Source organism: Arthrobacter sp. 10N418 (assembly GCF_056394725.1).
On the sequence record NZ_JBFTIK010000010.1, the window covers coordinates 73,268 to 95,647 of the forward strand.

General features: G+C 68.1%; 20 protein-coding genes and 2 tRNA genes. 17 read left to right on the forward strand and 5 right to left on the reverse strand.

The genetic code is table 11. The features are described 5' to 3' along the window. Positions 1 to 40: 40 nt before the first annotated feature. The 13 genes from obgE to AC1DCZ_RS10125 all read left to right on the forward strand — a co-directional run bounded on the left by obgE (position 41) and on the right by AC1DCZ_RS10125 (position 14,042). Positions 41 to 1,630, forward strand: a complete 1,590-nt coding sequence (gene obgE / locus AC1DCZ_RS10065; protein WP_476895723.1) for a GTPase ObgE — start codon at positions 41 to 43, stop codon at positions 1,628 to 1,630. Continuing rightward, positions 1,620 to 2,786, forward strand: coding sequence for a glutamate 5-kinase (gene proB, locus AC1DCZ_RS10070; RefSeq protein ID WP_476974452.1), 1,167 nt, complete (start codon positions 1,620 to 1,622; stop codon positions 2,784 to 2,786). The genes obgE and proB overlap by 11 nt, the downstream gene beginning before the upstream one ends. A gap of 26 nt (positions 2,787 to 2,812) precedes the next feature. Next, on the forward strand, positions 2,813 to 4,222 hold the full coding sequence (locus tag AC1DCZ_RS10075) for a glutamate-5-semialdehyde dehydrogenase (RefSeq protein WP_476974453.1): 1,410 nt from the start codon (positions 2,813 to 2,815) through the stop codon (positions 4,220 to 4,222). An 80-nt stretch (positions 4,223 to 4,302) separates the two neighbouring features. Further along, complete coding sequence (locus tag AC1DCZ_RS10080; RefSeq protein ID WP_476974454.1) at positions 4,303 to 4,542, forward strand: hypothetical protein; 240 nt, start codon at positions 4,303 to 4,305, stop codon at positions 4,540 to 4,542. A gap of 13 nt (positions 4,543 to 4,555) precedes the next feature. Beyond that, complete coding sequence (gene nadD / locus AC1DCZ_RS10085; RefSeq protein ID WP_476974455.1) at positions 4,556 to 5,263, forward strand: nicotinate-nucleotide adenylyltransferase; 708 nt, start codon at positions 4,556 to 4,558, stop codon at positions 5,261 to 5,263. A gap of 7 nt (positions 5,264 to 5,270) precedes the next feature. Beyond that, the gene (locus AC1DCZ_RS10090) at positions 5,271 to 6,617 is read left to right on the forward strand and encodes a hypothetical protein (protein ID WP_476974456.1); all 1,347 of its coding nucleotides are present in this window, start codon (positions 5,271 to 5,273) and stop codon (positions 6,615 to 6,617) included. A 58-nt stretch (positions 6,618 to 6,675) separates the two neighbouring features. Next, positions 6,676 to 7,077 (forward strand): ribosome silencing factor, encoded by a 402-nt coding sequence (gene rsfS, locus AC1DCZ_RS10095; protein ID WP_476895728.1) that lies wholly within the window; start codon positions 6,676 to 6,678, stop codon positions 7,075 to 7,077. 163 nt (positions 7,078 to 7,240) lie between these two features. After that, positions 7,241 to 7,313, forward strand: a tRNA-Ala gene (locus AC1DCZ_RS10100). Positions 7,314 to 7,502: 189 nt separating this feature from the next. Further along, positions 7,503 to 7,575, forward strand: a tRNA-Ala gene (locus tag AC1DCZ_RS10105). 687 nt (positions 7,576 to 8,262) lie between these two features. Beyond that, on the forward strand, positions 8,263 to 10,044 hold the full coding sequence (locus AC1DCZ_RS10110) for a hypothetical protein (RefSeq protein WP_476974457.1): 1,782 nt from the start codon (positions 8,263 to 8,265) through the stop codon (positions 10,042 to 10,044). 126 nt (positions 10,045 to 10,170) lie between these two features. Next, positions 10,171 to 11,523, forward strand: a complete 1,353-nt coding sequence (locus tag AC1DCZ_RS10115) for an NAD(P)-binding domain-containing protein (protein ID WP_476974458.1) — start codon at positions 10,171 to 10,173, stop codon at positions 11,521 to 11,523. Positions 11,524 to 11,550: 27 nt separating this feature from the next. Next, the gene (locus tag AC1DCZ_RS10120; RefSeq protein WP_476974459.1) at positions 11,551 to 12,690 is read left to right on the forward strand and encodes a class I SAM-dependent methyltransferase; all 1,140 of its coding nucleotides are present in this window, start codon (positions 11,551 to 11,553) and stop codon (positions 12,688 to 12,690) included. Between the two features lie 149 nt (positions 12,691 to 12,839). Next, the gene (locus AC1DCZ_RS10125) at positions 12,840 to 14,042 is read left to right on the forward strand and encodes an ROK family transcriptional regulator (RefSeq protein ID WP_476974460.1); all 1,203 of its coding nucleotides are present in this window, start codon (positions 12,840 to 12,842) and stop codon (positions 14,040 to 14,042) included. A 42-nt stretch (positions 14,043 to 14,084) separates the two neighbouring features. On the opposite strand, the gene AC1DCZ_RS10130 is transcribed toward AC1DCZ_RS10125, so the two are convergent. After that, a complete protein-coding gene (locus tag AC1DCZ_RS10130) occupies positions 14,085 to 14,282 on the reverse strand; it encodes a hypothetical protein (protein ID WP_476895733.1) in 198 nt (65 codons plus the stop codon). 414 nt (positions 14,283 to 14,696) lie between these two features. On the opposite strand from AC1DCZ_RS10130, the gene AC1DCZ_RS10135 reads away from it, so the two are divergent. Both AC1DCZ_RS10135 and metE read left to right on the forward strand, forming a co-directional pair. Beyond that, the gene (locus AC1DCZ_RS10135) at positions 14,697 to 15,668 is read left to right on the forward strand and encodes a methylenetetrahydrofolate reductase (RefSeq protein ID WP_476974461.1); all 972 of its coding nucleotides are present in this window, start codon (positions 14,697 to 14,699) and stop codon (positions 15,666 to 15,668) included. A 43-nt stretch (positions 15,669 to 15,711) separates the two neighbouring features. Further along, entirely contained in the window at positions 15,712 to 18,051 is a 2,340-nt protein-coding gene (metE, locus tag AC1DCZ_RS10140; protein WP_476974462.1) for a 5-methyltetrahydropteroyltriglutamate--homocysteine S-methyltransferase, read from the forward strand. A 147-nt stretch (positions 18,052 to 18,198) separates the two neighbouring features. On the opposite strand, the gene AC1DCZ_RS10145 is transcribed toward metE, so the two are convergent. After that, positions 18,199 to 18,705 carry a DUF2004 domain-containing protein gene (locus AC1DCZ_RS10145; RefSeq protein WP_476895736.1) on the reverse strand — a complete coding sequence of 169 codons (507 nt, stop codon included), beginning with the start codon at positions 18,703 to 18,705 and terminating at the stop codon, positions 18,199 to 18,201. A 101-nt stretch (positions 18,706 to 18,806) separates the two neighbouring features. Here AC1DCZ_RS10145 and AC1DCZ_RS10150 point away from each other — a divergent pair, with 101 nt between their 5' ends. Further along, positions 18,807 to 20,201: an aldehyde dehydrogenase family protein gene (locus AC1DCZ_RS10150; RefSeq protein ID WP_476974463.1), complete on the forward strand. Its 1,395-nt coding sequence runs from the start codon at positions 18,807 to 18,809 to the stop codon at positions 20,199 to 20,201. Positions 20,202 to 20,375: 174 nt separating this feature from the next. Beyond that, positions 20,376 to 20,762 (forward strand): low affinity iron permease family protein, encoded by a 387-nt coding sequence (locus AC1DCZ_RS10155; protein ID WP_476974464.1) that lies wholly within the window; start codon positions 20,376 to 20,378, stop codon positions 20,760 to 20,762. A 2-nt stretch (positions 20,763 to 20,764) separates the two neighbouring features. Here AC1DCZ_RS10155 and AC1DCZ_RS10160 read toward each other — a convergent pair whose 3' ends face one another. From AC1DCZ_RS10160 to AC1DCZ_RS10170, 3 genes are read right to left on the reverse strand one after another with little or no spacing between them, the layout of a single operon-like run. Continuing rightward, a complete protein-coding gene (locus tag AC1DCZ_RS10160; protein ID WP_476974465.1) occupies positions 20,765 to 21,112 on the reverse strand; it encodes a hypothetical protein in 348 nt (115 codons plus the stop codon). Between the two features lie 25 nt (positions 21,113 to 21,137). Beyond that, positions 21,138 to 21,359, reverse strand: a complete 222-nt coding sequence (locus tag AC1DCZ_RS10165) for a hypothetical protein (RefSeq protein ID WP_476895740.1) — start codon at positions 21,357 to 21,359, stop codon at positions 21,138 to 21,140. 11 nt (positions 21,360 to 21,370) lie between these two features. Continuing rightward, positions 21,371 to 22,300, reverse strand: coding sequence for a LysR family transcriptional regulator (locus tag AC1DCZ_RS10170; protein ID WP_476974466.1), 930 nt, complete (start codon positions 22,298 to 22,300; stop codon positions 21,371 to 21,373). Between the last annotated feature and the right edge of the window lie 80 nt (positions 22,301 to 22,380).

Sequence of the window (22,380 nt, forward strand, 5' to 3'; positions counted from 1 at the left end):
GACCCTCTGGGCCCCGGGGAACAGCACTGAGGAGATCCACGTGGCGAGCTTTGTAGACCGGGTAGTACTGCACGTATCCGGCGGTACCGGCGGCCACGGCTGTGTCTCCGTCCACCGCGAGAAGTTCAAGCCCCTCGGCGGTCCCGACGGCGGCAACGGCGGCAACGGCGGCGACGTCATCCTGCGTGTCGATCCCCAGACCACCACCCTGCTTGATTACCACCACGCCCCGCACCGGCACGCCACCAACGGCGGTCCCGGCATGGGCGACTGGCGAGCCGGCAAACACGGCGAAACCCTGATCCTTCCGGTCCCCGTGGGCACCGTGGTGAAATCCAAGGACGGCACCGTCCTGGCCGACCTCGTGGGCGAAGGGGCCGAATACATCGCGGCCGCCGGCGGCATTGGCGGACTCGGGAACGCCTCGCTCTCCTCGCAGAAGCGCCGTGCCCCCGGCTTCGCGCTGCTCGGCATCGAAGGCGAGTCCAGCGACGTCGTCCTGGAACTGAAGTCCATCGCGGACATCGCCCTCGTCGGCTTCCCCTCCGCCGGCAAGTCCAGCCTCATCGCCGCCATGTCGGCTGCGCGGCCCAAGATCGCCGACTACCCCTTCACCACGCTCATCCCGAACCTCGGCGTCGTCCAGTCCGGCGACGTCCGCTTCACCATTGCCGACGTCCCGGGCCTCATCGAGGGCGCCAGCGAAGGCAAGGGCCTCGGCCACCACTTCCTGCGCCATGTCGAACGCTGCGCCGCCCTGGTGCACGTGCTGGACTGTGGCACGCTCGAGTCGGACCGCGACCCGCTCTCGGACCTGGCCATCATCGAGGCTGAACTCGAAAAGTACGCCGTGGACATGAGCTACAGCGGAGCCGACGGCCAGGTGGTTCCGCTGAACCACCGCCCCCGCCTCGTGGCCCTGAACAAGGTGGACCTGCCCGACGGCAAGGACATGGCCGAGTTTGTCCGGCCGGAACTCGAATCCCGCGGCTACAAGGTCTTCGAGATCTCCGCCACGAGCCACGAGGGCCTCCGCCAGCTCGGCTTTGCCATGGGTGAAATCGTCCAGGCCGCCCGCGACGCCCTCGCCGCCGCGCCGCCCAAGGTGCACGCCCCGATCCTGAAGCCGCGCGCCGTCAACGAGTCCGGCTTCAAGATCCGCCGCGAAGAGAAGAACCTCGAGCCGCTGTTCCGCGTCATTGGCGACAAGCCCGTCCGCTGGGTCAAGCAGACCGACTTCACCAACGAGGAAGCGATCGGCTACCTCGCCGACCGCCTCGCCAAGCTTGGTGTCGAGAACGAACTCTTCAAGCAGGGTGCCGTGCCGGGCGACACGGTGGTCATCGGCGAGGACGACGGCGTCGTCTTCGACTGGGAGCCGACCATGATGGCCGGCGCGGAACTGCTCGCCGCGCCCCGCGGCACCGACGTGCGCTTCGCCGACATCGGCGACCGCCCCACCCGCGGGCAGAAGCGCGACGAGCAGATCGAACGCCGCGAGGCCAAGGCCGCCGCCCGCGCCGAGCTCGAAGCCGAGCGCAAGGCCGGCATCTGGACCGAATCCGTCAGCAGCCGCAGGGTCGCCAAGCCGCTCAAGGAGAGTGGACTGGGCGAAACAGATGACGAGTAAAACCGTCGACGAACCCGGCTCATCCCGCACCCCGGACCGCGCAGCCCCCGACCGCGCAGCGCTGTCCGGGGCGCGCCGGATCGTGGTCAAGGTCGGTTCGTCCTCGCTGACGTCCATCAAGGGCGGCATCTCCGAGGAAGCCCTGACCGGCCTCGCCGATGCCCTCGCGCACAAGCGCAACGAGGGCACCGAAATCATCCTCGTGTCCTCTGGGGCGATCGCTGCCGGGCTCGCGCCGCTGGGACTGGAGAAACGCCCCCGCGACCTCGCCACCCAGCAGGCCGCCGCCAGCGTGGGCCAGGGTCTGCTCATGGCCCGCTACACCCATGCGTTCGGGGCGCACGGCGTCACCGTCAGCCAGGTGCTCCTGACCGCTGATGACTTCATGCGGCGCAGCCAGCACACCAACGCCTTCCGCGCCCTGGACCGGCTGCTCAACCTCGGGGTCGTGCCCGTGGTGAACGAGAACGACACTGTCGCGACGCACGAGATCCGTTTCGGCGACAACGACCGGCTCGCCGCCCTCGTGGCCCACCTGGTCCGCGCCGACGCCCTCGTCCTTCTCTCCGACGTCGACTCGCTCTACGACGGTCCGCCCTCGCACGGCGCCAAACGGATCCCCCACGTCGCCGGCCCCGGCGACCTCGACGGCGTATCCATTGGCCGGGCCGGAAAGGCGGGCGTGGGCACCGGTGGAATGCTCACCAAGGTCGAAGCCGCCAGCATCGCAGCCGGTTCAGGCATCCACGCCCTCGTCACGTCCACCGCCAACGCGGCCGCCGCGCTGGCCGGGGAGGACGTGGGGACCTGGTTCTCCATCAACGGTGCACGGAAGCCGATCCGGCTGCTGTGGCTGGCCCACCTCGCGTCCGTGCAGGGCACGCTGGTGCTCGACGACGGCGCCGTGAAGGCCGTGCGCGACCGCCACACGTCGCTGCTGCCTGCCGGCATCTCCGCCGTCCACGGCCACTTCGAGGCAGGCGACGCCGTGGAAATGGTGTCCGCCGACAATACGGTGATCGCACGCGGACTGGTCAACTACTCTGCGGCCGAACTGCCCCAGATGCTGGGCCGCTCGACGCGGGAACTCGGCAAGGCACTGGGCCGCGGATATGACCGTGAAATTGTTCATGTTGACGACCTCGTTCTGGTCTGAGCTGCCCGCGCGCCTAAACTGGGAGCATGACTGAGGCCCTCACCCCCCGCCCCGCCGTGCTCTCCGAAAGCGTGCTCGCCGAAGGCGTGACCGCTGACGTCCTGCCCTCTGCCGGACCGTCCGGAGACGCCCGGGAGGTCCAGGCCGGACCGGAGGCCACGGCCGCTTCAGCGGCGGCGGACGTCGAGGCTGCCGTCCACGCCATCGCCGACCGCTCCCGCCAGGCCGCCCGCAAGATGGCGCACGCCAACCGGGCCTGGAAGGACCGCGGCCTGCGCGCTATCGGGGCCGCGCTGCTGGCCGCCAAGAGCCACATCCTGGCAGCGAATGCCAACGACGTTGCCGCCGGCCGGGCCCGCGGCACCAGCGCCGCCCTGCTGGACCGGCTGACCCTCACCGGGACGCGGATCGATGCCCTCGCCGCGGCCCTGGAAAAGCTCGCCACCCTGCCCGATCCCGTGGGCAACGTGGTCCGCGGCCAGACGCTGCCCAACGGTCTCCGGCTGCGCCAGATTAACGTCCCGATGGGCGTTGTCGCCGCTATCTACGAGGCCCGTCCCAACGTCACCGTCGATATCGCCGGTCTGGCCCTGAAAAGCGGAAACGCCGTGATCCTGCGCGGCGGCAGTGCTGCCGCGGCGACGAACGCCGCCCTCGTCGCGATCCTCCGGGACGCCCTCGACTCCGTCGGTCTGCCCGCCGACGCTGTCCAGACCGTGGACCAGTACGGCCGTGACGGCGCCAATGCGCTCATGCGGGCCCGCGGCCGCGTGGACGTCCTGATTCCCCGGGGCGGCCGCGACCTGATCCAGACCGTTGTGACGAACTCCTCGGTGCCCGTCATCGAGACCGGGGAAGGCAATGTCCACATCTTCCTTGACGCCTCAGCGAACGAGGAAATGGCCGTGAACATCCTGCTGAATGCCAAGACCCAGCGGCCCAGCGTCTGCAACACCGTGGAGACGCTGCTGGTCCACTCCTCGTCCACCGTGCTGCCCGCCGTTGCCCAGGCACTGCGCGCCGCCGGCGTCACACTGCATGTGGACGAACGGATCCGCGCCGCCCTGCCTGCGTCGATCGACTCGGTTCCCGCGACGGACGAGGACTGGGCCACCGAATACATGGACCTGGACCTCGCCGTGGCCATGGTCGACAGCCTCGATCAGGCCGTCAAGCACATCCGCAGGTGGTCCACCGGGCACACGGAGGCCATCCTGACCAACGACCTCGCCAACGCGGAGCGCTTCATCGCGGACGTCGATTCGGCCGCCGTGATCGTGAACGCTTCCACCCGGTTCACGGACGGTGGCGAGCTGGGCCTCGGGGCCGAGGTGGGTATTTCAACCCAGAAGCTGCACGCGCGCGGTCCGATGGGACTGACCGAGCTGACCACCACGAAGTGGATCGTGCAGGGCGAGGGCCAGATCAGGGGCTAGCAACGCTGTAACATAGAACGGAAGACCGGAACGGCGGACACCTCCGCCGTCGTCAATTTTTGAACACACTAGGGGAGAACATGCTCTCGCAGCAGATCGCCACTTTCGTCGCCGCCGCTGGCTCAGCCGCCAACGAGGAACTGGCCCCGCTCATTGCACCGCCGTTCGTGATCGGGGCGTCGATGTTCGGACTCCTTGTCATCCTGATGCTGATCACGCTGTCCTATTCCAACCTGGGCCTGCGCCACGATGCAGTCGACGAACACTCGGACCCGCACCGCCAGCACCCGAACAAGCACGACCACAGCCAAGGCCACTAATATTTCCGCCACCATGAAGCAGCACGGCGCCCGGCACCGTCTGCGTCTGGGAGTGATGGGCGGCACGTTCGATCCGATCCATCACGGCCACCTTGTCGCGGCCAGCGAGGTCGCGGCCAAGTTCGACTTGGACGAAGTCGTGTTCGTGCCGACGGGACAGCCCTGGCAGAAGATGGCCAAAAAGGTCAGCGAGGCAGAGCACCGGTACCTCATGACCGTGATCGCCACGGCCTCGAACCCGCGCTTCACTGTCAGCAGGGTGGACGTGGACCGGCCCGGGCCCACCTACACGATCGACACCCTCCGCGACCTGCGCATGCTGCGCCCGGACGCGGATCTGTTCTTCATCACCGGCGCGGACGCCCTGGCACAGATTCTTTCCTGGAAAGACATCGACGAACTCTGGTCGCTCGCGCACTTCGTGGGCGTCACCCGCCCCGGGCACGTCCTGGACGGGATGGGGCGCAAGGACGTCAGCCTGCTCGAGGTGCCGGCCATGGCCATCTCCTCCACAGACTGCAGGACCAGGGTGGCCGCCGGGAACCCCGTCTGGTACCTCGTGCCCGACGGCGTTGTCCAGTACATCGCCAAGTACGGCCTGTACGACGGCGAACCGGACACCGCAGACCCCGCCGACGGGGCCACGGACAATACCGGCGGGACCGACCCTGCACCGTACGGGCCAGCCATCGAGATAAACCAACCAGCCAGCACCGAATGAGTTTGCAATGAGTCAGGAACAGCCTCCCATCCGCAGCCGCCGCGAACTGCGCCAGGCCAGAGATGAACGCCCGGAAGCGACCCAGGAACCCGGGTCCGTCCTTCCGGGACAGGTTCCGCCTGCCTCAAAGCAAACGCCAGGGCCCTCCGCCCTCCGCGATCCGGGCGAGCCGACAGAGGCGGAAATTACCGGGCGCCGCAGGGTTCCCAACGCCGCTGTCGATGCCCCGGGCGACCCTTCCCGCGGCGGCCCGGAACGGTCCTCGCAGGTCCGCGCCAGGGACCGTGCCGCGCTCCGCACCATCAAGGAGCTGGCGGAAAAAGAGGGCCACCTGGCAGCCGGGGGCCCGCCCACTCGACGCCAGTTAAGGCTCCTGCAGCTGGCCGCCGAAACGGCCCCAGCGACCGCCGCCAACACCATCGTCCCTGTCTCCCCGCGCACCCGCGCCGTCCCCGTCGTCGCGCCGTCCGACGCCGCGCCCGCCACGAAGCCGTCGGGTAATGACATAACAGGCAATGACACAACAGGCAATGACACAACAGGCAACGGCGCGCCCGCCAAGGGGCCGCAGGCTCCTGGGCATGACACAGACGGCGGCGCCCCGGGAGCCGGGGGACAGCCGCCGGCGGGCATGTCGGTGGAACAAGCCCTCGCCGCGCGGGAACTCCTCGTGGAGCAGGCGCACAACCAGGTGGCAAAGCTGGAGCACATCGCGGCCACGGCCTCCGACGCTGTAGATCCCGCGGTCCTTGCCGAACAGATTGCGCTGGCCGAGCGTGCCGCCGTGCTGAACCGCCGGGCGGCCGCCAAACAGAAGCTGGCCGAGCAAAACAGCCAGCCCGCCCCGCCGCGGAACGATCCCACCACCGCGAACAACCTTGCCATGGTTACGCCCCTGGAATTCGTCCAGGTCCCCGGCGTGGAGCGGCCCGTCATGAAGCGCCCTGCCACGTCCTACGTTCCGGTCGTCACCAACTCCGGCCCCCGGGTCGAGGCGCCACGGAAGTCCGGTACGCGCCGCCCAGGGCTGTCCCGCCAGCGGGGGTCGGGACCCACGACCGGCCGAGCCGGCGTCCTGGCCCGCGCGGAGGCTGCCGCCCTGGCCTCGGCCGGAGCCGCAGCGCCCGCGGGCGCCGCGGCCGGGAATCCGGCAGCGCTGGAGCCGGAGGAGAGTTTCCCCGGCAGGGCGCCCGTGGCCGCGAACTCCGCATACGGCCTCGACCCCCTCGACGCAGCCACGGCCGGCCTCGGCAGGGCCCGCCGCCTCCGCATCCTGCAGCTGGGCGTGCTGGCACTGGGCCTTTGTGCCCTCATCGCCGGCATCATCCTGATCGTGACCGGCCTGGCCCGCTAGCGCCGCAGCCCGCATTCAGCTTCACCATCACACGTTTTACACCACAACAAGGAGTCCCGTGACTGCAACAGATTCAGCCATCGCCACAGCCCGCCACGCAGCCCGCGCTGCCTCGGAGAAGCTCGCCGAAGATATTATGGCCATGGACGTCAGCGAGCGGCTGGCGCTGGCCGACATCTTCCTGATCGCATCCGCCCCGTCCGAACGGCAGGTCAACGCGATCGTTGACGGCGTTGAGGATGAGCTGTCCAAGTTCGACCTCAAGCCGATCCGCCGCGAGGGACGCTCCGGCGGCCGCTGGGTCCTGCTGGACTACGGCGACATCGTCATCCATGTCCAGCACGAAGAAGACCGCGTGTTCTACGCCCTGGAACGCCTCTGGAAAGACTGCCCCGTCGTCGACCTTCAGCTCGGCGACGACGCCTCGGCCAAGGCCGCGGCGGGCACCGAGACGGAGTAGCAGCCCGGTACGGCACGGACCGCCGTACCGGGAGCAGCCTGAATATGCCCGATTTGGAATTTTCGGAAAGGCTGTTCTAAGATATTTGAGTTGCTTCGGAGAGATCCGGACAAAAATCCGGATTCGGACGCGTCAGCGGACGGAGACGAAGCAATGAAAATTCGGGGCTGTGGCGCAGCTGGTAGCGCACCTGCATGGCATGCAGGGGGTCAGGGGTTCGAGTCCCCTCAGCTCCACCGGATAATCCGCCGGAATCGAAAGATTCCGGCGGATTTTTTCTGCCCGGCGTTTCATTGGTTCTACAGCCAAAACAGGGTTTCCGCCGAAACGCCTGCCGATTCGCGTGATCCGGATTTGTGGTTTAAGATGATCAGGTTGCTTGCGGGAAGACAGTTAGCCCGGAGCAGCTCTTCCGAAGAAAATTCGGGGCTGTGGCGCAGCTGGTAGCGCACCTGCATGGCATGCAGGGGGTCAGGGGTTCGAGTCCCCTCAGCTCCACCGAAAAGGGCCTCACTCACTGAGTGGGGCCTCATTTCTTTAAGCCCACCCGGAGGTTGGGATGGGCCGAAACGCCCGGCCGGCGGCCCGTGCCCTCCTCCGGGTCCGGCCCGCCTCGGACCGGGCGTACAGTCCGCATCCCGTTCTACCGAGAAGTCCGTTCCCGACATACAAGTATCAGACGCGTGGCGATCCCCACAATCCGAGTAGTCGCTACGCGTGCGCCGGACAGTCCCGGCTCCTAGGGTCGTGGTCATTACTAGTTGCCTGGTACAACTTGGCAGTCGGAAGCGGGTCTCTCACAATGCGCCATCAGACCATTCCTCGATTACAGACGCACACGCTGGTGGCGGCCCGCCCGCCTGGTGATCCGGTGTGAAGACTTCGATAGGTGAGGCCCCCTGATGCCGGCCCGGGCTCGTGTGCGGGACTAGTGCAGGCCCTTCCCGATCAGTGTCGGGAGCGGTGCGGCCCGGGGCAGTGGAGCCCCTCGAAGTGTGTGGAATCCGTGAACTTAAATAACGCGCAGCGCCGTACAGAAGAGGCTTGGTCCCGAGGGCGCGGAACGCTTGCGTTGGCGGGGTACGTGGCCGCCGGAACTGGGTCCGATCGTGGGTATGACCCAATTGGCAGACACCTTGCATCCCCGGAGCTGAACAACAGATCACGATGTGGGAGGGCAGATCAATGAGAAGGCTTCTTCGGCTGTTTCTGGCAATTGCGCTTGGCATACCGCTGGTGGGTTCGATCGCATTTAGTGGCGGGCCGGCCGTGGCTGCCCCCGCGGCGTGCACACCGGGTACGCCCGCGCCCGCGGATCCATATCCCGGGACGACGGCGGCGGCCACGAACTTTGAATCGGGCGCCCTGTCCCCGTTCACCCCCTTCACCGCGCTCACCGGAACCGTCTCGGTCTCCTCCGCGTTCTCGCACTCTCCAGGTTGCTCGGCTCATCTGCATGCAACCACGGACAACGGCTCGATCGCCAAAATGTCCGTGGGCCTGGCATCCGGGATGAAGGAGGCGTACACGGACGGCTGGTTCAACATCACGACGGAGGGTGTCGCGGGGAACGACGTTCCGTACTTCCGGTTTTTTTCCGGCGGCATCAGGTACCTCGACGTCTTCCGGCATAACATCACCAATGACCTGGTGCTTCGGGTGCTTGGCGGGCAGGGCTTCGTCTACACCACCCTGGTTCCCACCGTTGCCCTGGGCACCTGGCATCATCTGGTGATGCACGTCGTGCCCAAGGGTGCGACGACCGGGGTGCAGATCTGGTGGGATGACAAGTCTGTCTTTGCCCAAACGGTCAGCATCAGTGCGACAAAATTCGATATGGCCCAGCTTGGGGCCGAACACGACCAGCAGATGGGCGACATCTACGCCGACGACGTGATCATCAATAGCGGCTCCGAAACCCCAGGTCCGGTTCCGGGCACGCTCCCCGGCGGCGGCGGAGGAGGAGGCGGCGGCGGCGGTGGCGGGGGAACCGTCCCGCCCGCGGCCACCACCGAGATCCAGGCGGCGGCGGCCGCGAACCCGGGCCTCGGCACCTCAACCACACCAATAACCTGCGGGCAGCCCGGCGGCGGCTGCTACCAGGACTACCCGGGCGGGGCGATCATCTGGTCCGCGACCACGGGCGCGCACCCCACCTCCGGGGAGGTCCGCGCGGCCTGGGCCCGCACCGGGTTCCTCACCGGATTCATGGGCTACCCCACCGGCGACGTCGTCTGCGGCCAGCCCGGCGGCGGCTGCTACCAGGATTACCAGGGCGGGGCGATCATCTGGTCCGCGACCACGGGCGCGCACCCCACCTCCGGGGAGGTCCGCGCGGCGTGGGCCCGGACGGGGTTTCTGACCGGGGTCCTGCGCTATCCGATGTCTGATGTGGTCTGCGGGCAGCCCGGCGGCGGCTGCTACCAGGATTACCAGGGCGGAGCGATCATCTGGTCCGCAGCCACGGGCGCGCACCCCACGTCAGGGTCCGTCCGCGCGGCCTGGGCCCGCACAGGGTTCCTCACCGGGGTCCTGCGCTATCCGACCTCGGATGTGGTCTGCGGCCAGCCCGGCGGCGGCTGCTACCAGGATTACCAGGGCGGAGCGATCATCTGGTCCGCAGCCACGGGCGCGCACCCCACCTCCGGGGAGGTCCGCGCGGCCTGGGCCCGGACGGGATTCCTGACCGGGATCCTGCGGTATCCGACCTCGGATGTGGTCTGCGGGCAGCCCGGCGGCGGCTGCTACCAGGACTACCAGGGCGGAGCGATCATCTGGTCCGCCACCACCGGCGCGCACCCCACGGCCGGCGCCATCCGCCAGGCCTGGGCGTCCACTGGCTTCCTGGCCGGTCGTCTTGGCTACCCGACCTCCGACGAATACGGCACCGGCGGCGGCAGCGTCACCCAGAACTACCAGGGAGGACGGATCTCCTGGTCCCCGCTCACCGGCACCACAATCACGTAATTTGTCGACGCGAGGAGCCTCCCGCCCGGACGTTTCTTCGCATCACGGATCCGTCAGCGGCCGCTCCCTCATCGGGGCGGCCGCTGCTGCCACTAAAATGGGGGACGTGAACGACGTCCTGCTCCCATGCCCCCGGTCATGACGGCCGGGGCCGGGTCGCCGGCGTCCACGGCGGTGTCGGCGACCACGACATCGACTGCACAGTCGACGGCGACGGTCCCACCCAGCTCTACGCCAGCGTCGTCAGGAAGATCCGGGCCGCGGTTCGCCGACGTCGCCGTCATCGGGGCCGGCCAGGCCGGCCTCTCGGCCGCGTACCACCTGCAGCGCCGCGGCTTCGCACCCGCGGGCGCCGCGGCTCCCGGGGCGTCGACCCCCGGGCAAACGAATCCGGGAGCCGTTGACGCCGGTGCCGCGGATCCCCAACCCGCCGCCGCCGGTGCCGCGGATCCCCAACCCGCCGCCGGCGGCCCGGCCGGGACGTACATCGTGCTCGACGCCGAGGACGGCCCCGGCGGCGCCTGGCGTCACCGCTGGAAAAGCCTGCTCATGGCAACCGTCAACGGCATCAGCGACCTGCCCGGTATCGGACAGCCGGCCGTCGACCCGGCAGAAGCAAGTTCCAGCTTCCTCACCCGCTATTTCGGCGGCTACGAGGAGGAACTGGGCCTGGCCATCGAGCGGCCGGTCAGGGTGCAGACCGTCCGGCGGCAGGATGATGATCCTGCCGGCCTGCTCGGGATCACCACCTCGCGCGGTGAGTGGTCCGCCCGGACCCTCATCAACGCCACCGGTACCTGGACCCGGCCCTTCTGGCCCATCTACCCGGGGCAGGCCTCGTTCCGCGGGCGCCAGCTCCACGTCGCGGACTACGTCTCCGCCGAAGAATTCCGCGGCCGGCACGTGATCGTCGTCGGGGGCGGCATTTCGGCTGTCGGGCTCCTCGATGAGATCTCCAAGGTCACCTCCACCACCTGGTTCACCCGCCGCGAACCCCTCTGGCGGGACGCCGCGTTCGACCGCCAGGCAGGGCACGACGCCGTCGCCCTCGTGGAGGAGCGGGTCCGCCAGGGCCTCCCGCCGCAGAGCGTCGTCGCCGTGACCGGACTGATCTGGACTCCGGCCCTGCGCGCCGCCGCCGCCCGGGGCGTCCTTGACCGGCACCCGATGTTCACCGCGATAGAGCCGGACGGCGTGCGGCTGGCCGACGGCACGTTCCAGGCCGCCGACGTGATCCTGTGGGCCACCGGCTTCCGGGCGGAGCTCGAACACCTCGCCCCGCTGCATCTGCGCGGCGCGGGCGGCGGCATCGCCATGGACGGCACACAGGTTGCCTCGGAGCCGCGGGTCCACCTCGTCGGCTACGGGCCGTCCTCATCGACCATCGGCGCCAACCGGGCCGGCCGGGCCGCAGTGGCAGGCATCGTCCGGCTGCTGGCAGGGCAGGATAGGTTTGATGCTGGCCGTGAACACCCATGACTGAACAGAGAAGGCGGAAGCTCGCGCGTGGCGGACATCAATCTCGAATCCCTCTTTTCCCGCCTGAGAAGGATCCCGGACGTCGAGGCGGCCAACCTGCAGGCCTGGGACGCCACCGACAGGCTGCTGCTGGACACCGCCGCCGGGATCCTGGAGCCAGGGAGCAGGCTCGCCGTGGTGGGGGACCGCTATGGAGCCCTGACGCTCGGGGCACTCGCGCTCGGGGCCCCGAGGCCGGTGCGCGTGCACCAGGACCTCATCACGGGCGAACGCGCGCTGCGCCGCAATGCCGACGTCCTGGGCGTGGACGGCGGCTTTGAGCAACTCCCGCTGGGCGCCGCCTTGCTGGAGGCTGCGTCCGTGGTGCTGGTCCAGCTGCCCAAGTCCCTGGCGGAGCTGGAGGAAATCGCCGACGCCGTGGCCCGCCATGCGGCGTCCGACGTCGTGCTGCTCGCCGGAGGTCGGGTCAAACACATGGGCCACGGCATGAATGCAGTACTGGACCGCTACTTCGGCGAGGTCCAGCCCCAGCTCGCCCGGCAGAAGTCGCGGGTCCTGCTGGCCCGGAATCCCCGCCCGGTCACCGCGGCTCCGCCTTTTCCCGTCGCCGAGCCCAACGCCGAGCTTGGGCTGACGGTCTGCGCCCGGGGAGCCGTCTTCGCCGGGACCGGCCTTGACATCGGTACCCGCTTCCTCCTGGAGTTCCTGCCACAGATGCCGCACGCCCGGCACGCCGTCGACCTGGGCTGCGGCACCGGAATCCTGGCCGCCATGTACGCCCGCCACAACCCCGACGCCAGGGTCACGGCCACGGACAGGTCCGCGGCCGCCGTCGACTCCGCCCTGGCGACGGCCCGCGCCAACGGGCTGGAGGCGCAGATCGACGTTGTCCAGGACGACGCCATGTCCGCGCTGCCCGCGGGAAGCTCGGACCTGGTCCTGCTCAACCCGCCGTTCCACCTGGAGTCGGCGGTCCACTCCGGCGCCGGCATCAAGTTGTTCGAGGCGGCCGCGAAGGTCCTCGCGCCGGGCGGGGAACTCTGGACCGTCTTCAACAGCCACCTGCACTACCGTCCGGCGCTGGAACGGCTGGTGGGCCCGACGCGCGAGGTGGGCAGGAACCCGAAATTCACGGTGACGGCGAGCACTCGGCGGCAGGCCGAATAAAACGGGGAGACCATGAAGCGCACGTGTGGGCGCAGGCCCGCTCGTAACGTACGATTCTGAGATCAGCAGTGCTTCCGCCGAAGACGTTAGAGGTATCAGTGACCGAGATCCGGCAGCCCGCGCCGAGACGCGGAACGAACCTGCCCCGCATGGGGGATTTCAACCTCACGGTCATCCTGGATGCGATCCGGCGTTCGCCGGGCGGCCTGAGCCGGGTGGAACTGGCCCAGATCGTCGGGCTGTCGCCGCAGACGATCTCCAACATTTCCCGCCGCCTCCTGGACCAGAACCTGATTGTGGAGGCAGGCAAGGAAGGCACCGGCCCGGGCAAGCCCCGGACCATGCTGCGCCTCAACGCCGCCGGCATGTACGCCGTCGGCGTCCACCTGGACCCCGCGGTGACGACCTTCGTGGTCCTGGACCTCGTCGGCGCCGTAGTCAAGCACTCGCGCATCAAGACTCCGTCCGGGGCCGACCCCGGCGCCGTCATTGACACTATTGCCGCCGAAATCGGGCAGCTGATCGCCGATTCCGGCGTGGACCCCGCCAAGATCGCCGGGCTCGGCGTCGCGTCTCCGGGCCCCATCGACCTCAACGAGGGCACGGTGGTCGACCCGCCCCTGCTGCTCGGCTGGGATCGCGTTCCGCTGCGGGACGCCCTCGTGAAAGCCACCGGCCTGTCCACTCTCGTGGACAAGGACGTGACCAGCGCGGCCGTGGCGGAGACCTGGGCCGGGGGGCCCAGCGGCGCCGGGAGCTTCATCTTCATGTACATGGGCACCGGGATCGGCTGCGGAATCGTCCTCAACGACGAGGTGGTGCGCGGCACGTCCGGAAACGCCGGCGAAATCGGGCATATTGTCGTGGACCCGGGTGGCGCCCTCTGCGATTGCGGGCTGCGCGGCTGTGTGAAGTCCACGGCCATACCCCAGGTGCTCGTGGCCCAGGCCGAGGAGGCCGGGGTGCTTGATGGGCCGCGCGGGGAAAACAACGGTCCCGCCGTCCAGGAACGGTTCGCCCAGCTGTGCGCCCAGGCCTACGGGGGCGACAAAAGGGCCGCCGAAATCATCGACCGCTCCGCCGTGTTCGTGGCCCGGGCGGTTTCAGTCATCACCAACACCCTGGATGTGGACCGCGTAGTCTTCGGCGGACCGTTCTGGAGCTGCCTCTCCGAGACGTACCTGAAGCTGGTCCCGGATCTTGTCGTGGAAAACAGCGCCACCCGGAAGATCCACGGCCTAGAAGTGGTCGGCACCGGCGTCGGTGAGGACGTCGGGGCCGTCGGCGCGGCGTGCCTGGTCCTGGAGCACACGCTGGCGCCGCGTTCGCAGCGGCTCCTGCTGGAGGGCTAGGCAACGGTCAGCGGCGCCGGCTGTCCGGCGCCGCTGACCGGCTCAGTCGATGTCTTCGATGACGGTGCCGAACGGGAGGTTCTCGTCCAGGTGCGCCTGGTGGCCGTGCGGAAGCACGAGAATCCGGACCCCGTGCATCTTCTCCGCTGCAGACTGCATCAGGACGGGCCTGACGGTGTTGATGAAACTCTCGCTCTTGCCTGCGAGGTACTCCTGGTAACTGGCTGGAAGCTGGATCATGGCAACAGGATAGCCCCGCACGTCCGCAATGGGGAGGGATCGCGGTTCAGCCCTTCCGGCGAACAATATTCTGCCCGGCCGCGAAAATAACCGTAAAGCCGCGTCTTAATTCGGGAGCGGACTTGATCGCGCCGCGGCGGGCCCCTAAAGTTCTATACAAGTTACCTCAGTAACGTGTCAGCGATCCTCCGCTGAAGGCTGGCCCCCGGGCAGCCGAGGAGGGTGTGGGTGCCCCCATGTGGGCCTGACATTTGCTCACGGATAACTTCGTATCAGGCGTAACAGTCGCGGCTGCGTCCTGCTGGAGTTCTCTCCGTGTTCCCAAACTCAATTCATCGACGGCAGTGTCTTCCCGTTCCCCGGTTCTCCGGGTTTCCGGCGGCTGCCGCCGATGGCTCACAGCCAAGGACGCAAATGTCACCACCAAGCCTTATTGACGCACATTCCAACCTGGCCGGCGCGGCACCCGTTGCGCTGTCCTACGAACTGTTTCCTCCACGGTCGGCGGCCGCCGCCGAATCGCTCTGGACCACCATCGGCGAGCTGGAGTCCACGGACCCGGACTACGTGTCCGTGACGTACGGTGCCAGCGGCTCCAACCGGAGCACCGCCGTCGAGCTCATCAACCGGCTCGTGCAGGAAACCACGCTGCGCCCGCTGGCCCACCTGACCTGCGTCGGGAATTCCCCGCAGGAACTGGCCGAGATCATCGGCGAACTGCTCGACGTCGGCGTCCGGGGGATCCTGGCCCTGCGCGGCGACCGGCCCAAAGACGGCGGCACACCGCCTGAGGGCTCACTGCGCTACGCCCAGGACCTGATCGAACTCATCCGCCGCGTGGAACAGCGCCGCTCGGCTCTGCTGTGCGCCGGCAAGGTGGCCGTCGGCGTCGCCGCCTACCCCACGAGGCACCCGGAATCCCCGAGTGAGGCCCACGACGTCGAGGTGCTGCTGGCCAAGCAGCGTTCCGGCGCCGACTTCGCCATCACCCAGGTCTTCTTCCACACGGAGCAGTACGCGGACCTCCTGTCCCGCGCCCGCCGGGCCGGAGTCACCATCCCGATCATTCCGGGCGTTATGCCGCTTACGAGCATCCGCCGGCTCACCCGCCTCGGCGAGCTGACCGGGGTGGAACCGGAGCCGAAACTCATGGCCCGGCTTGCTGCTGCGGACACCGACGCCGAACGGAACCGGATCGGAGTCAGCGCCACTGTGGACCTGGCCAACGCGGCACTGGATGCCGGCGCCCCCGGTCTGCACCTCTACACCTTCAACGAGCACACCAGCGCCCTCGAGGTACTGGACAAACTCGCGCTGCCCCGGCCCCGCCGCACGTCCGTGCAGAACGCACGGCGCGCCGCCCTCCGCGGCCAGCTCGCCAGCTGAGCACCGCCAACTTCCACCCCTCACCACCACCCAAGGACTTCCCATGACTGAAAAGAACACCGCCAGCACCCCGTTCCCGGCAGCCTCGATCCTCGGCTACCCGCGCATCGGCCGGCGCCGCGAACTCAAAAAGGCCGTGGAGGCCTACTGGGCCGGCACAATCGACGCCGCCGCCCTGGACGCCGCCGCCAGGAAGATCCAGCTCGGCACCGCCCAGCGCCTCCAGGGTCTGGGCCTGACCGAACCCGCCGCGGTCCCGGGCACCTTCTCCTACTACGACCAGGTCCTCGACGCCGCCGCCCACCTCGGCGCCGTCCCGGCCCGGTTCGGCAACCTCCTCAGCGCCGGGGGCCAGCTGGACATCGACGGCTACTTCACGCTGGCCCGCGGCACCAAGGACCAGCAGCCGCTGGAAATGACCAAGTGGTTCGACACCAACTACCACTACCTCGTGCCGGAAATCGGGCCGGAGACCACGTTCGCGCTGACCTCCACCCGGATCGTCGAGGAATTCGCCTACGCCCTCGCCAACGGCGTCGAAACCCGCCCGTACATCGTCGGCCCGGTCACCTTCCTGCTGCTGAGCAAGGCCTCCGACGGCGCCCCGGCCGGCTTCAGCCCGCTGTCCCGCCTTGAGGACATCCTCCCCGTGTACACCGCCCTGTTGGAGAAACTTGCCGCCGCCGGCGCCAGCTGGGTCCAGCTGGACGAACCCGCCCTCGTGGTGGACCAGGACACCTCCGCCGAGGAAGTCCAGGCCGCCGTCGAGCGCTCCTACGAGGTCCTGTCCTCCGTGGCCAACCGCCCGCAGCTTTTTGTCTCCACCCCGTACGGTGCCCTGAACGGCCAGTCCGGACCCCTCGCCGCCACCAACATCGACGCCCTGCACATCGATGTCTTCAAGGGTGCCGTTCCTTCCGCCGAAGCACTGGCAGCACTGGGCAACAAGACCCTCGTCGCCGGCGTCGTGGACGGCCACAACATCTGGCGCAATGACCTCCAGGCTTCGGCGGACAAGATCGCCGAGCTGAAGAAGACCGTTACCAAGCTCGCCATCAGCACCTCCACCTCCACGCAGCATGTCCCGCACGACGTGGACGAGGAAACCCAGCTCTCCGCCCAGCTGCGCAGCTGGCTGGCCTTCGCCGACCAGAAGGCCGTCGAGGTGGTCACCCTTGCAGGGCTGCTGACCGATGAGGCAGCGGTCCAGCCGGCCATCGACGAAGCCACGCGCATCATCGCCTCCCGCGACGAGGCCGAAGGCGTGCGCCGCGCCGACGTCCGGGCACGCATCGCCGCCCTGACCCCGGCGGACTTCAACCGCTCCGACTACGCGGTCCGGGAAGCAGCCCAGGAGAAGGCGCTGCACCTGCCGCCGCTGCCCACCACCACCATCGGGTCATTCCCGCAGACCCCGGAGATCCGCACGGCCCGGGCGCGCGCCAACAAGGGCGAGCTCACCACGGAGCAGTATGAGCAGCTCATGAAGAATGAGATCAAGCGCGTCGTTGAGCTGCAGGAGGAGCTCGGCTTCGACGTCCTTGTCCACGGTGAGCCCGAGCGCAACGACATGGTCCAGTACTTCGCCGAGAACCTCGAAGGTTTCGACGTCACCGTGCACGGCTGGGTCCAGTCCTACGGCTCGCGCTGCACCCGTCCGTCGATCCTGTGGGGCGATGTCACCCGCAGCGCCCCCATCACGGTCGAATGGGCCAGGTACGCGCAGTCCCTGACCAACAAGCCGATGAAGGGCATGCTCACCGGTCCGGTCACGATCCTGGCGTGGTCCTTCGTCCGTGACGACCAGCCCCTCGGTGAGACGGCCAACCAGGTGGCCCTCGCGCTCCGCGACGAAATCGCCGACCTCGAAGCCACCGGCATCAAGGTCATCCAGGTGGACGAGCCCGCCCTGCGCGAGCTCCTGCCGCTGCGCAAGGCCGACCAGGCCGCGTACCTGGACTGGTCGGTGAAGTCCTTCCGCCTGGCCACGGCCGGCGCCGGGGACGCCACCCAGGTCCACACGCACCTGTGCTACTCGGAGTTCGGCGCCATCATCGATGCAATCGACGGCCTCGACGCCGACGTCACCTCAATCGAGGCCGCCCGCTCGCGCATGGAGGTCGTTCATGACCTCGAATCCCACGGGTTCGGCCGCGGCGTGGGGCCGGGCGTCTACGACATCCACTCGCCGCGTGTCCCGGGCGAGCAGGAAGTCACCGAGCTGCTCAGTACCGCCGTCAAGCACGTCCCGTCCCGCCAGCTCTGGGTCAACCCGGACTGCGGCCTGAAGACCCGCGGCTACGCCGAGACCGAGGAGTCCCTGCGCAACCTGGTCCACGCCACCAGGACGGTCCGGGCGGAACTGCTGGAAGCCGCCAAGTAAGCCGGCTCAACCACGTACGACGGCGGGCGGTCACCTTAAGGTGGCCGCCCGCCGTCGTACGTTCTACTCATCGATTGCTGAGCAGACGCCGTTTTGAGCGCTCAAAAGGGCGGTAACGGAGCAGTCGATTCAGGGTCGCCGGGAGGTTCAGGATTCCCAGAGGATTTCGTCGTCCACGACGCCGTCCTCGTCCGCGGAGGCGACCAGGACTTCGTCGGTGAAATGCGCTCCGAGGGTGAAGTCGAGCACGAAGTACCGCTCAGGCTGGCCGGGGAAGATGCCCACGTGGCCCAGCTTCAGGGCCTTGAGGAAGACCTCGTTGGTCAGCTGGCTCTTGTCCTGCACGCCGAAGACCTTCTGCAGGTGCTCTTCCTTGATGGCGCTGCAGTGGAAGTGCCGGTATTCCTGCGGGCTGGTTCCTTCCTCCTCCAGCTCCTCGGCGATCATTTCGCGGACCTGGTCCACAAGTTCAGGCAGGAAGCGCAGGCGGTAGTCAACTTTGTGCATGGCAGCTTCATCGAAGTGGTCATGCGCGTTGACATTGAGGTCAAGCTCCAGGAGTTGCCCCGCCAGTTCGTGCTTGGCGGAGAAGTTATGGTCCCTCCCGTGGTTGAGCTCGATCTCTCCGAAGTGCTGGCTCGCTACCTTGCTCATATCTTCAACATAGTCCTCAACACCGGCCCATTCCAGCATTCCCAAGGTTTTATATCCGGTACCGGACCGTTGCCGCGGCCCCCGGGCGGTACATTGATCGGATGCAGACCGAAGCCCCCGCCACCGCCCGCGCACGTGAACTGTTCGACACCGGGGCCACGCGTCCGCTGGCCTGGCGGCTGGCGCAATTAGGCAGTCTGCGCCGCATGCTGGTGGAACGGCGCGCGGACTTTGCGGACGCCCTTGGCCGGGACCTGGGCAAGCACCGCACCGAGGCCCAGCTGACGGAAATCGGCTTTGTCACGGCCGAAGCCGCGCACCTGGAACGACATCTCGCCGCCTGGCTGCGGCCCCGGCCCGTGCCGGTTCCGCTGGCCGTGCAGCCGGCCCGCGCCTGGACCGAGCTCACTCCGCTGGGCGTGGTGCTGGTGATCGGACCCTGGAATTATCCGGTGCAGCTGGTGCTCTCGCCGCTGGCCGGCGCCCTGGCCGCCGGGAACACCGTGGTGGTCAAGCCCAGCGAGCACGCCCCGGCCACCTCGGCGGCCCTGGCCCGCTGGATTCCGGAATACCTGCCCGGCGCCGCGGAGGTTGTCGAGGGGGGCATCCCCGAGACCACGGCGCTGCTGGCCCAGCGCTTCGACCACATCTTCTACACCGGCGGCCCGGGAGCGGCCAAGGCGGTGATGCGGGCGGCCGCGGAGAACCTGACCCCCGTGACGCTGGAGCTGGGCGGCAAGTCCCCCGCCTACGTCGATGCCTCGACGGACCTGGCCAAGGCCGCGAAACGGATCGCCTGGGGCAGGTTCATGAACGCCGGACAGACCTGTGTGGCGCCGGACTATGTCCTGGCCGCGCCCGAGGTGCTCGAACCCCTGGAACGCGAGCTGGCGGGGGCCATCTCGGAACTTTTCGGCGCGGATCCCGCCCGGAGTGAGTCCTACGGCCGGATCATCGATGACCGCCACTTCCGGCGGCTCGCCGAGCTGGCCGACGGCAGCACCGTGGTCCACGGCGGACAGCGCGACGCCGCCACCCGCTACTTTGCGCCGACGCTGCTGCGTCCGGCGCCGGGGGACGCGGTCATGGACGAGGAAATCTTCGGCCCGCTGCTTCCGCTGGTGCCGGTCAGCGGACGTGATGAGGCCATCCGGATGATCAACGCCCGCGCGAAGCCCCTTGCGCTGTACGTGTTCAGCGACGACGCCGACACCCGGCGCGCCTTCGCCGCACAGACCTCCTCCGGGGCGCTGTGCTTCGACGTTCCGGCGGCGCACCTGCTGGTCCCGGGGCTGCCGTTCGGCGGTGTCGGCGGGAGCGGACTGGGCGCCTACCACGGGGAACATTCGGTGCGGACGTTCTCGCATGAGCGTCCCACCCTGGCCAAACCGCTGTGGCCGGAGACCCTGGAACTGATCTACCCGCCCTATAACAAGGTCAAGCATCGGATCATCAGCGCCCTCGTGTCACCGGCCGGCCGGCTGCGGAAGCGCTGAACGGCTCAGCACCGGATCACAGCCGCGGATCCCAGCACGCGTTCACAGTCCCCGGCGGCCGCGGGAGCCGGTCACCAGAGCTCTCACGTTGCTGCGGAGTCGCGTCGTTCTTTGAGGTCTAGAGTGCTGGTGAGGGACCGAAGTCCCGGGTACTTCACCTACTAGGAGGTCGGTATGGCAGCCACTGGCCAGGATGACAGGCCGGACTTTTTCACGCGGTTTACGACCAAGACCGCCAAAGTCCTCGGGCACGCCTGGGTGTTTGCGGCGGCCGTCGCGGCACTGATTGTGTGGGCGTGCACCGGCCCTCTGCTCGGGTTCTCCGATACCTGGCAACTGGTCATCAACACCAGCACCACGATCGTGACGTTCCTGATGGTGTTCATCATCCAGAACACCCAGAACAGGGACACCGCGGCCCTGCACGTAAAGCTTGACGCCCTCATGCTCGAGCTCAAAGTCAGCAACGAGAAGCTCTACGACGCCGAGAACGAGGGCGAGAAGGAAATCGAGCGCCAGCGTAAGCGGATTGAGGACGCCGCCGAAGCCGGCGGTGAATAGCTTCAGTCCTTGTCCAGCTCCGCCAGGAGGGACTTGGCGGCCGCGGCGATGTCATCGTGGCTGTTTTGGGCAGCCCGGCTTTCCGCGGCAATGATGGCGCAGCGGTGCAGCCGGCGGAAGTCGCCGAACGGAAAGCTGTAGCGGCCCTTGGTCTCCGGCGTCTTGTCATCGTCTTCACCGAGGTGCCAGGTGCCGTACTCGGCGTAGCCATGGTTGTCGATGAACGTGTTTTCCCGGCCGGCGTCGGGGGCGTGTTCGCTCCAGTCATCGCGGACGTCGCGGGTGGCTTTGCCGTCCCTGATCAGTTGCCGTGCGTGCTTCAGAGCGGCCTTGTTCAGTTGGATGCCCATTGCGTTCCTCCTTTGCTTGCGTGGCTTACGCGCCTTTTTCGGCGTCCCAGTCGACGTGGACCCACCGCTGGCCTTCGCCGTCCCAGGATTCCGAGTGCCCGAGCAGGGCAATGTCTTCAAAGCTCGCCTCGATCTGATGCCGCCGAAGGGTCTCGCGAAGTTCCTCCGTGGCGGCGCGGACTGCGGCCGCCACTTCTTCCGGCTTGTCCGAGGCGACGCGGGCGGAGGCTGAATAGGTAGCAGTCATGGACCCCATCCTTATCGATCCGTGCCCGCAACGGAACCCCCGAGCTTGTGCATGGTGTCGGCGAGCAGTTCGACGAACAGCTGGACCTGCGCCGTCTGCTTCTCATTGATCAGCAGGGCAAAGACGTTCCGGGCCAGCCGGATCTCGGGAACGTCGAGTACCACGACGCCGGCCGGGCGGTGCAGGAGCGCGAGTTCCGGGACCAGGGCCGCACCCAGGCCGGCCGCCGCCATCTCCAGGCTGGCGTGGAAGTCGTCGCTGTACGCCACTACCCGCGGGTGCAGGTTGCAGCTGGCGAACAGCCGTTCGATCACGGTGGCATCGCTCGTGCCCGGGTGGTGGACAATCCACGGCATGTCGGACAAATGGTCCGCGGCCACCTTCGAGTTCGTACCGATGCCCCAGGCCGCGGGCAGCACCACCCGGAAGTCGTCGTCGCCGATCCACTGCCGGTTCACGGTGTGCGGCCACGCCAGGCCGGACTGGCCCACCTGGTAGACGAGGGCCACGTCCAGATCGCCGCCGGTGCGCAGCCCTTGAATGGTTTGGGCAGGCTCGGCCACGGACACGCGCAGGTCGATGCCAAGCTTCTTCCAGGCAGGGTTTTGCAGTATCCGCGGCAGGACATACGTGGCGAGGCTGGGAAAGATGCCCAGGCGGAGTTCCTGGCTGGTGGAGTCCTGCGTCCGGGAGGCCGCGGCCATGAGGGCCTCGATGTCGGTAAGGACCTTGGCGGCGTGGCGCATCATGACCATTGCGGCGTCCGTGGGCTGGATGCTGCGGGCCGAACGCTGGAAGAGCGTGACCCCGGTATCGCGTTCAAGGGCGGACATCTGCTGGGACACTGCCGACGCCGTGTAGCCGAGGCGGCCCGCCGCTGCCGCGAAGGAGCCCAGCCGGATCACTTCAACGAGGGTCCGCAGATGGACGGGGTTAATCAAGGGCTGCCCTTCGACTGGTGGGAATGCTTGCCGCGCCGCGCATGGCGGACCGGAAACCCGCTTCATTCTGGCATATCCGG

What these genes read in the sequence shown, in the direction of transcription:
- proB (WP_476974452.1), top strand. Translation starts at nt 1,620, where the DNA reads ATGACGAGTAAAACCGTCGACGAACCCGGCTCATCCCGCACCCCGGAC.
- AC1DCZ_RS10075 (WP_476974453.1), top strand. Translation starts at nt 2,813, where the DNA reads ATGACTGAGGCCCTCACCCCCCGCCCCGCCGTGCTCTCCGAAAGCGTG.
- AC1DCZ_RS10080 (WP_476974454.1), top strand. Translation starts at nt 4,303, where the DNA reads ATGCTCTCGCAGCAGATCGCCACTTTCGTCGCCGCCGCTGGCTCAGCC.
- nadD (WP_476974455.1), top strand. Translation starts at nt 4,556, where the DNA reads ATGAAGCAGCACGGCGCCCGGCACCGTCTGCGTCTGGGAGTGATGGGC.
- AC1DCZ_RS10090 (WP_476974456.1), top strand. Translation starts at nt 5,271, where the DNA reads ATGAGTCAGGAACAGCCTCCCATCCGCAGCCGCCGCGAACTGCGCCAG.
- AC1DCZ_RS10110 (WP_476974457.1), top strand. Translation starts at nt 8,263, where the DNA reads ATGAGAAGGCTTCTTCGGCTGTTTCTGGCAATTGCGCTTGGCATACCG.
- AC1DCZ_RS10115 (WP_476974458.1), top strand. Translation starts at nt 10,171, where the DNA reads ATGCCCCCGGTCATGACGGCCGGGGCCGGGTCGCCGGCGTCCACGGCG.
- AC1DCZ_RS10125 (WP_476974460.1), top strand. Translation starts at nt 12,840, where the DNA reads ATGGGGGATTTCAACCTCACGGTCATCCTGGATGCGATCCGGCGTTCG.
- AC1DCZ_RS10130 (WP_476895733.1), bottom strand. Translation starts at nt 14,282, where the DNA reads ATGATCCAGCTTCCAGCCAGTTACCAGGAGTACCTCGCAGGCAAGAGC.
- AC1DCZ_RS10135 (WP_476974461.1), top strand. Translation starts at nt 14,697, where the DNA reads ATGTCACCACCAAGCCTTATTGACGCACATTCCAACCTGGCCGGCGCG.
- metE (WP_476974462.1), top strand. Translation starts at nt 15,712, where the DNA reads ATGACTGAAAAGAACACCGCCAGCACCCCGTTCCCGGCAGCCTCGATC.
- AC1DCZ_RS10145 (WP_476895736.1), bottom strand. Translation starts at nt 18,705, where the DNA reads ATGAGCAAGGTAGCGAGCCAGCACTTCGGAGAGATCGAGCTCAACCAC.
- AC1DCZ_RS10150 (WP_476974463.1), top strand. Translation starts at nt 18,807, where the DNA reads ATGCAGACCGAAGCCCCCGCCACCGCCCGCGCACGTGAACTGTTCGAC.
- AC1DCZ_RS10155 (WP_476974464.1), top strand. Translation starts at nt 20,376, where the DNA reads ATGGCAGCCACTGGCCAGGATGACAGGCCGGACTTTTTCACGCGGTTT.
- AC1DCZ_RS10160 (WP_476974465.1), bottom strand. Translation starts at nt 21,112, where the DNA reads ATGGGCATCCAACTGAACAAGGCCGCTCTGAAGCACGCACGGCAACTG.
- AC1DCZ_RS10165 (WP_476895740.1), bottom strand. Translation starts at nt 21,359, where the DNA reads ATGACTGCTACCTATTCAGCCTCCGCCCGCGTCGCCTCGGACAAGCCG.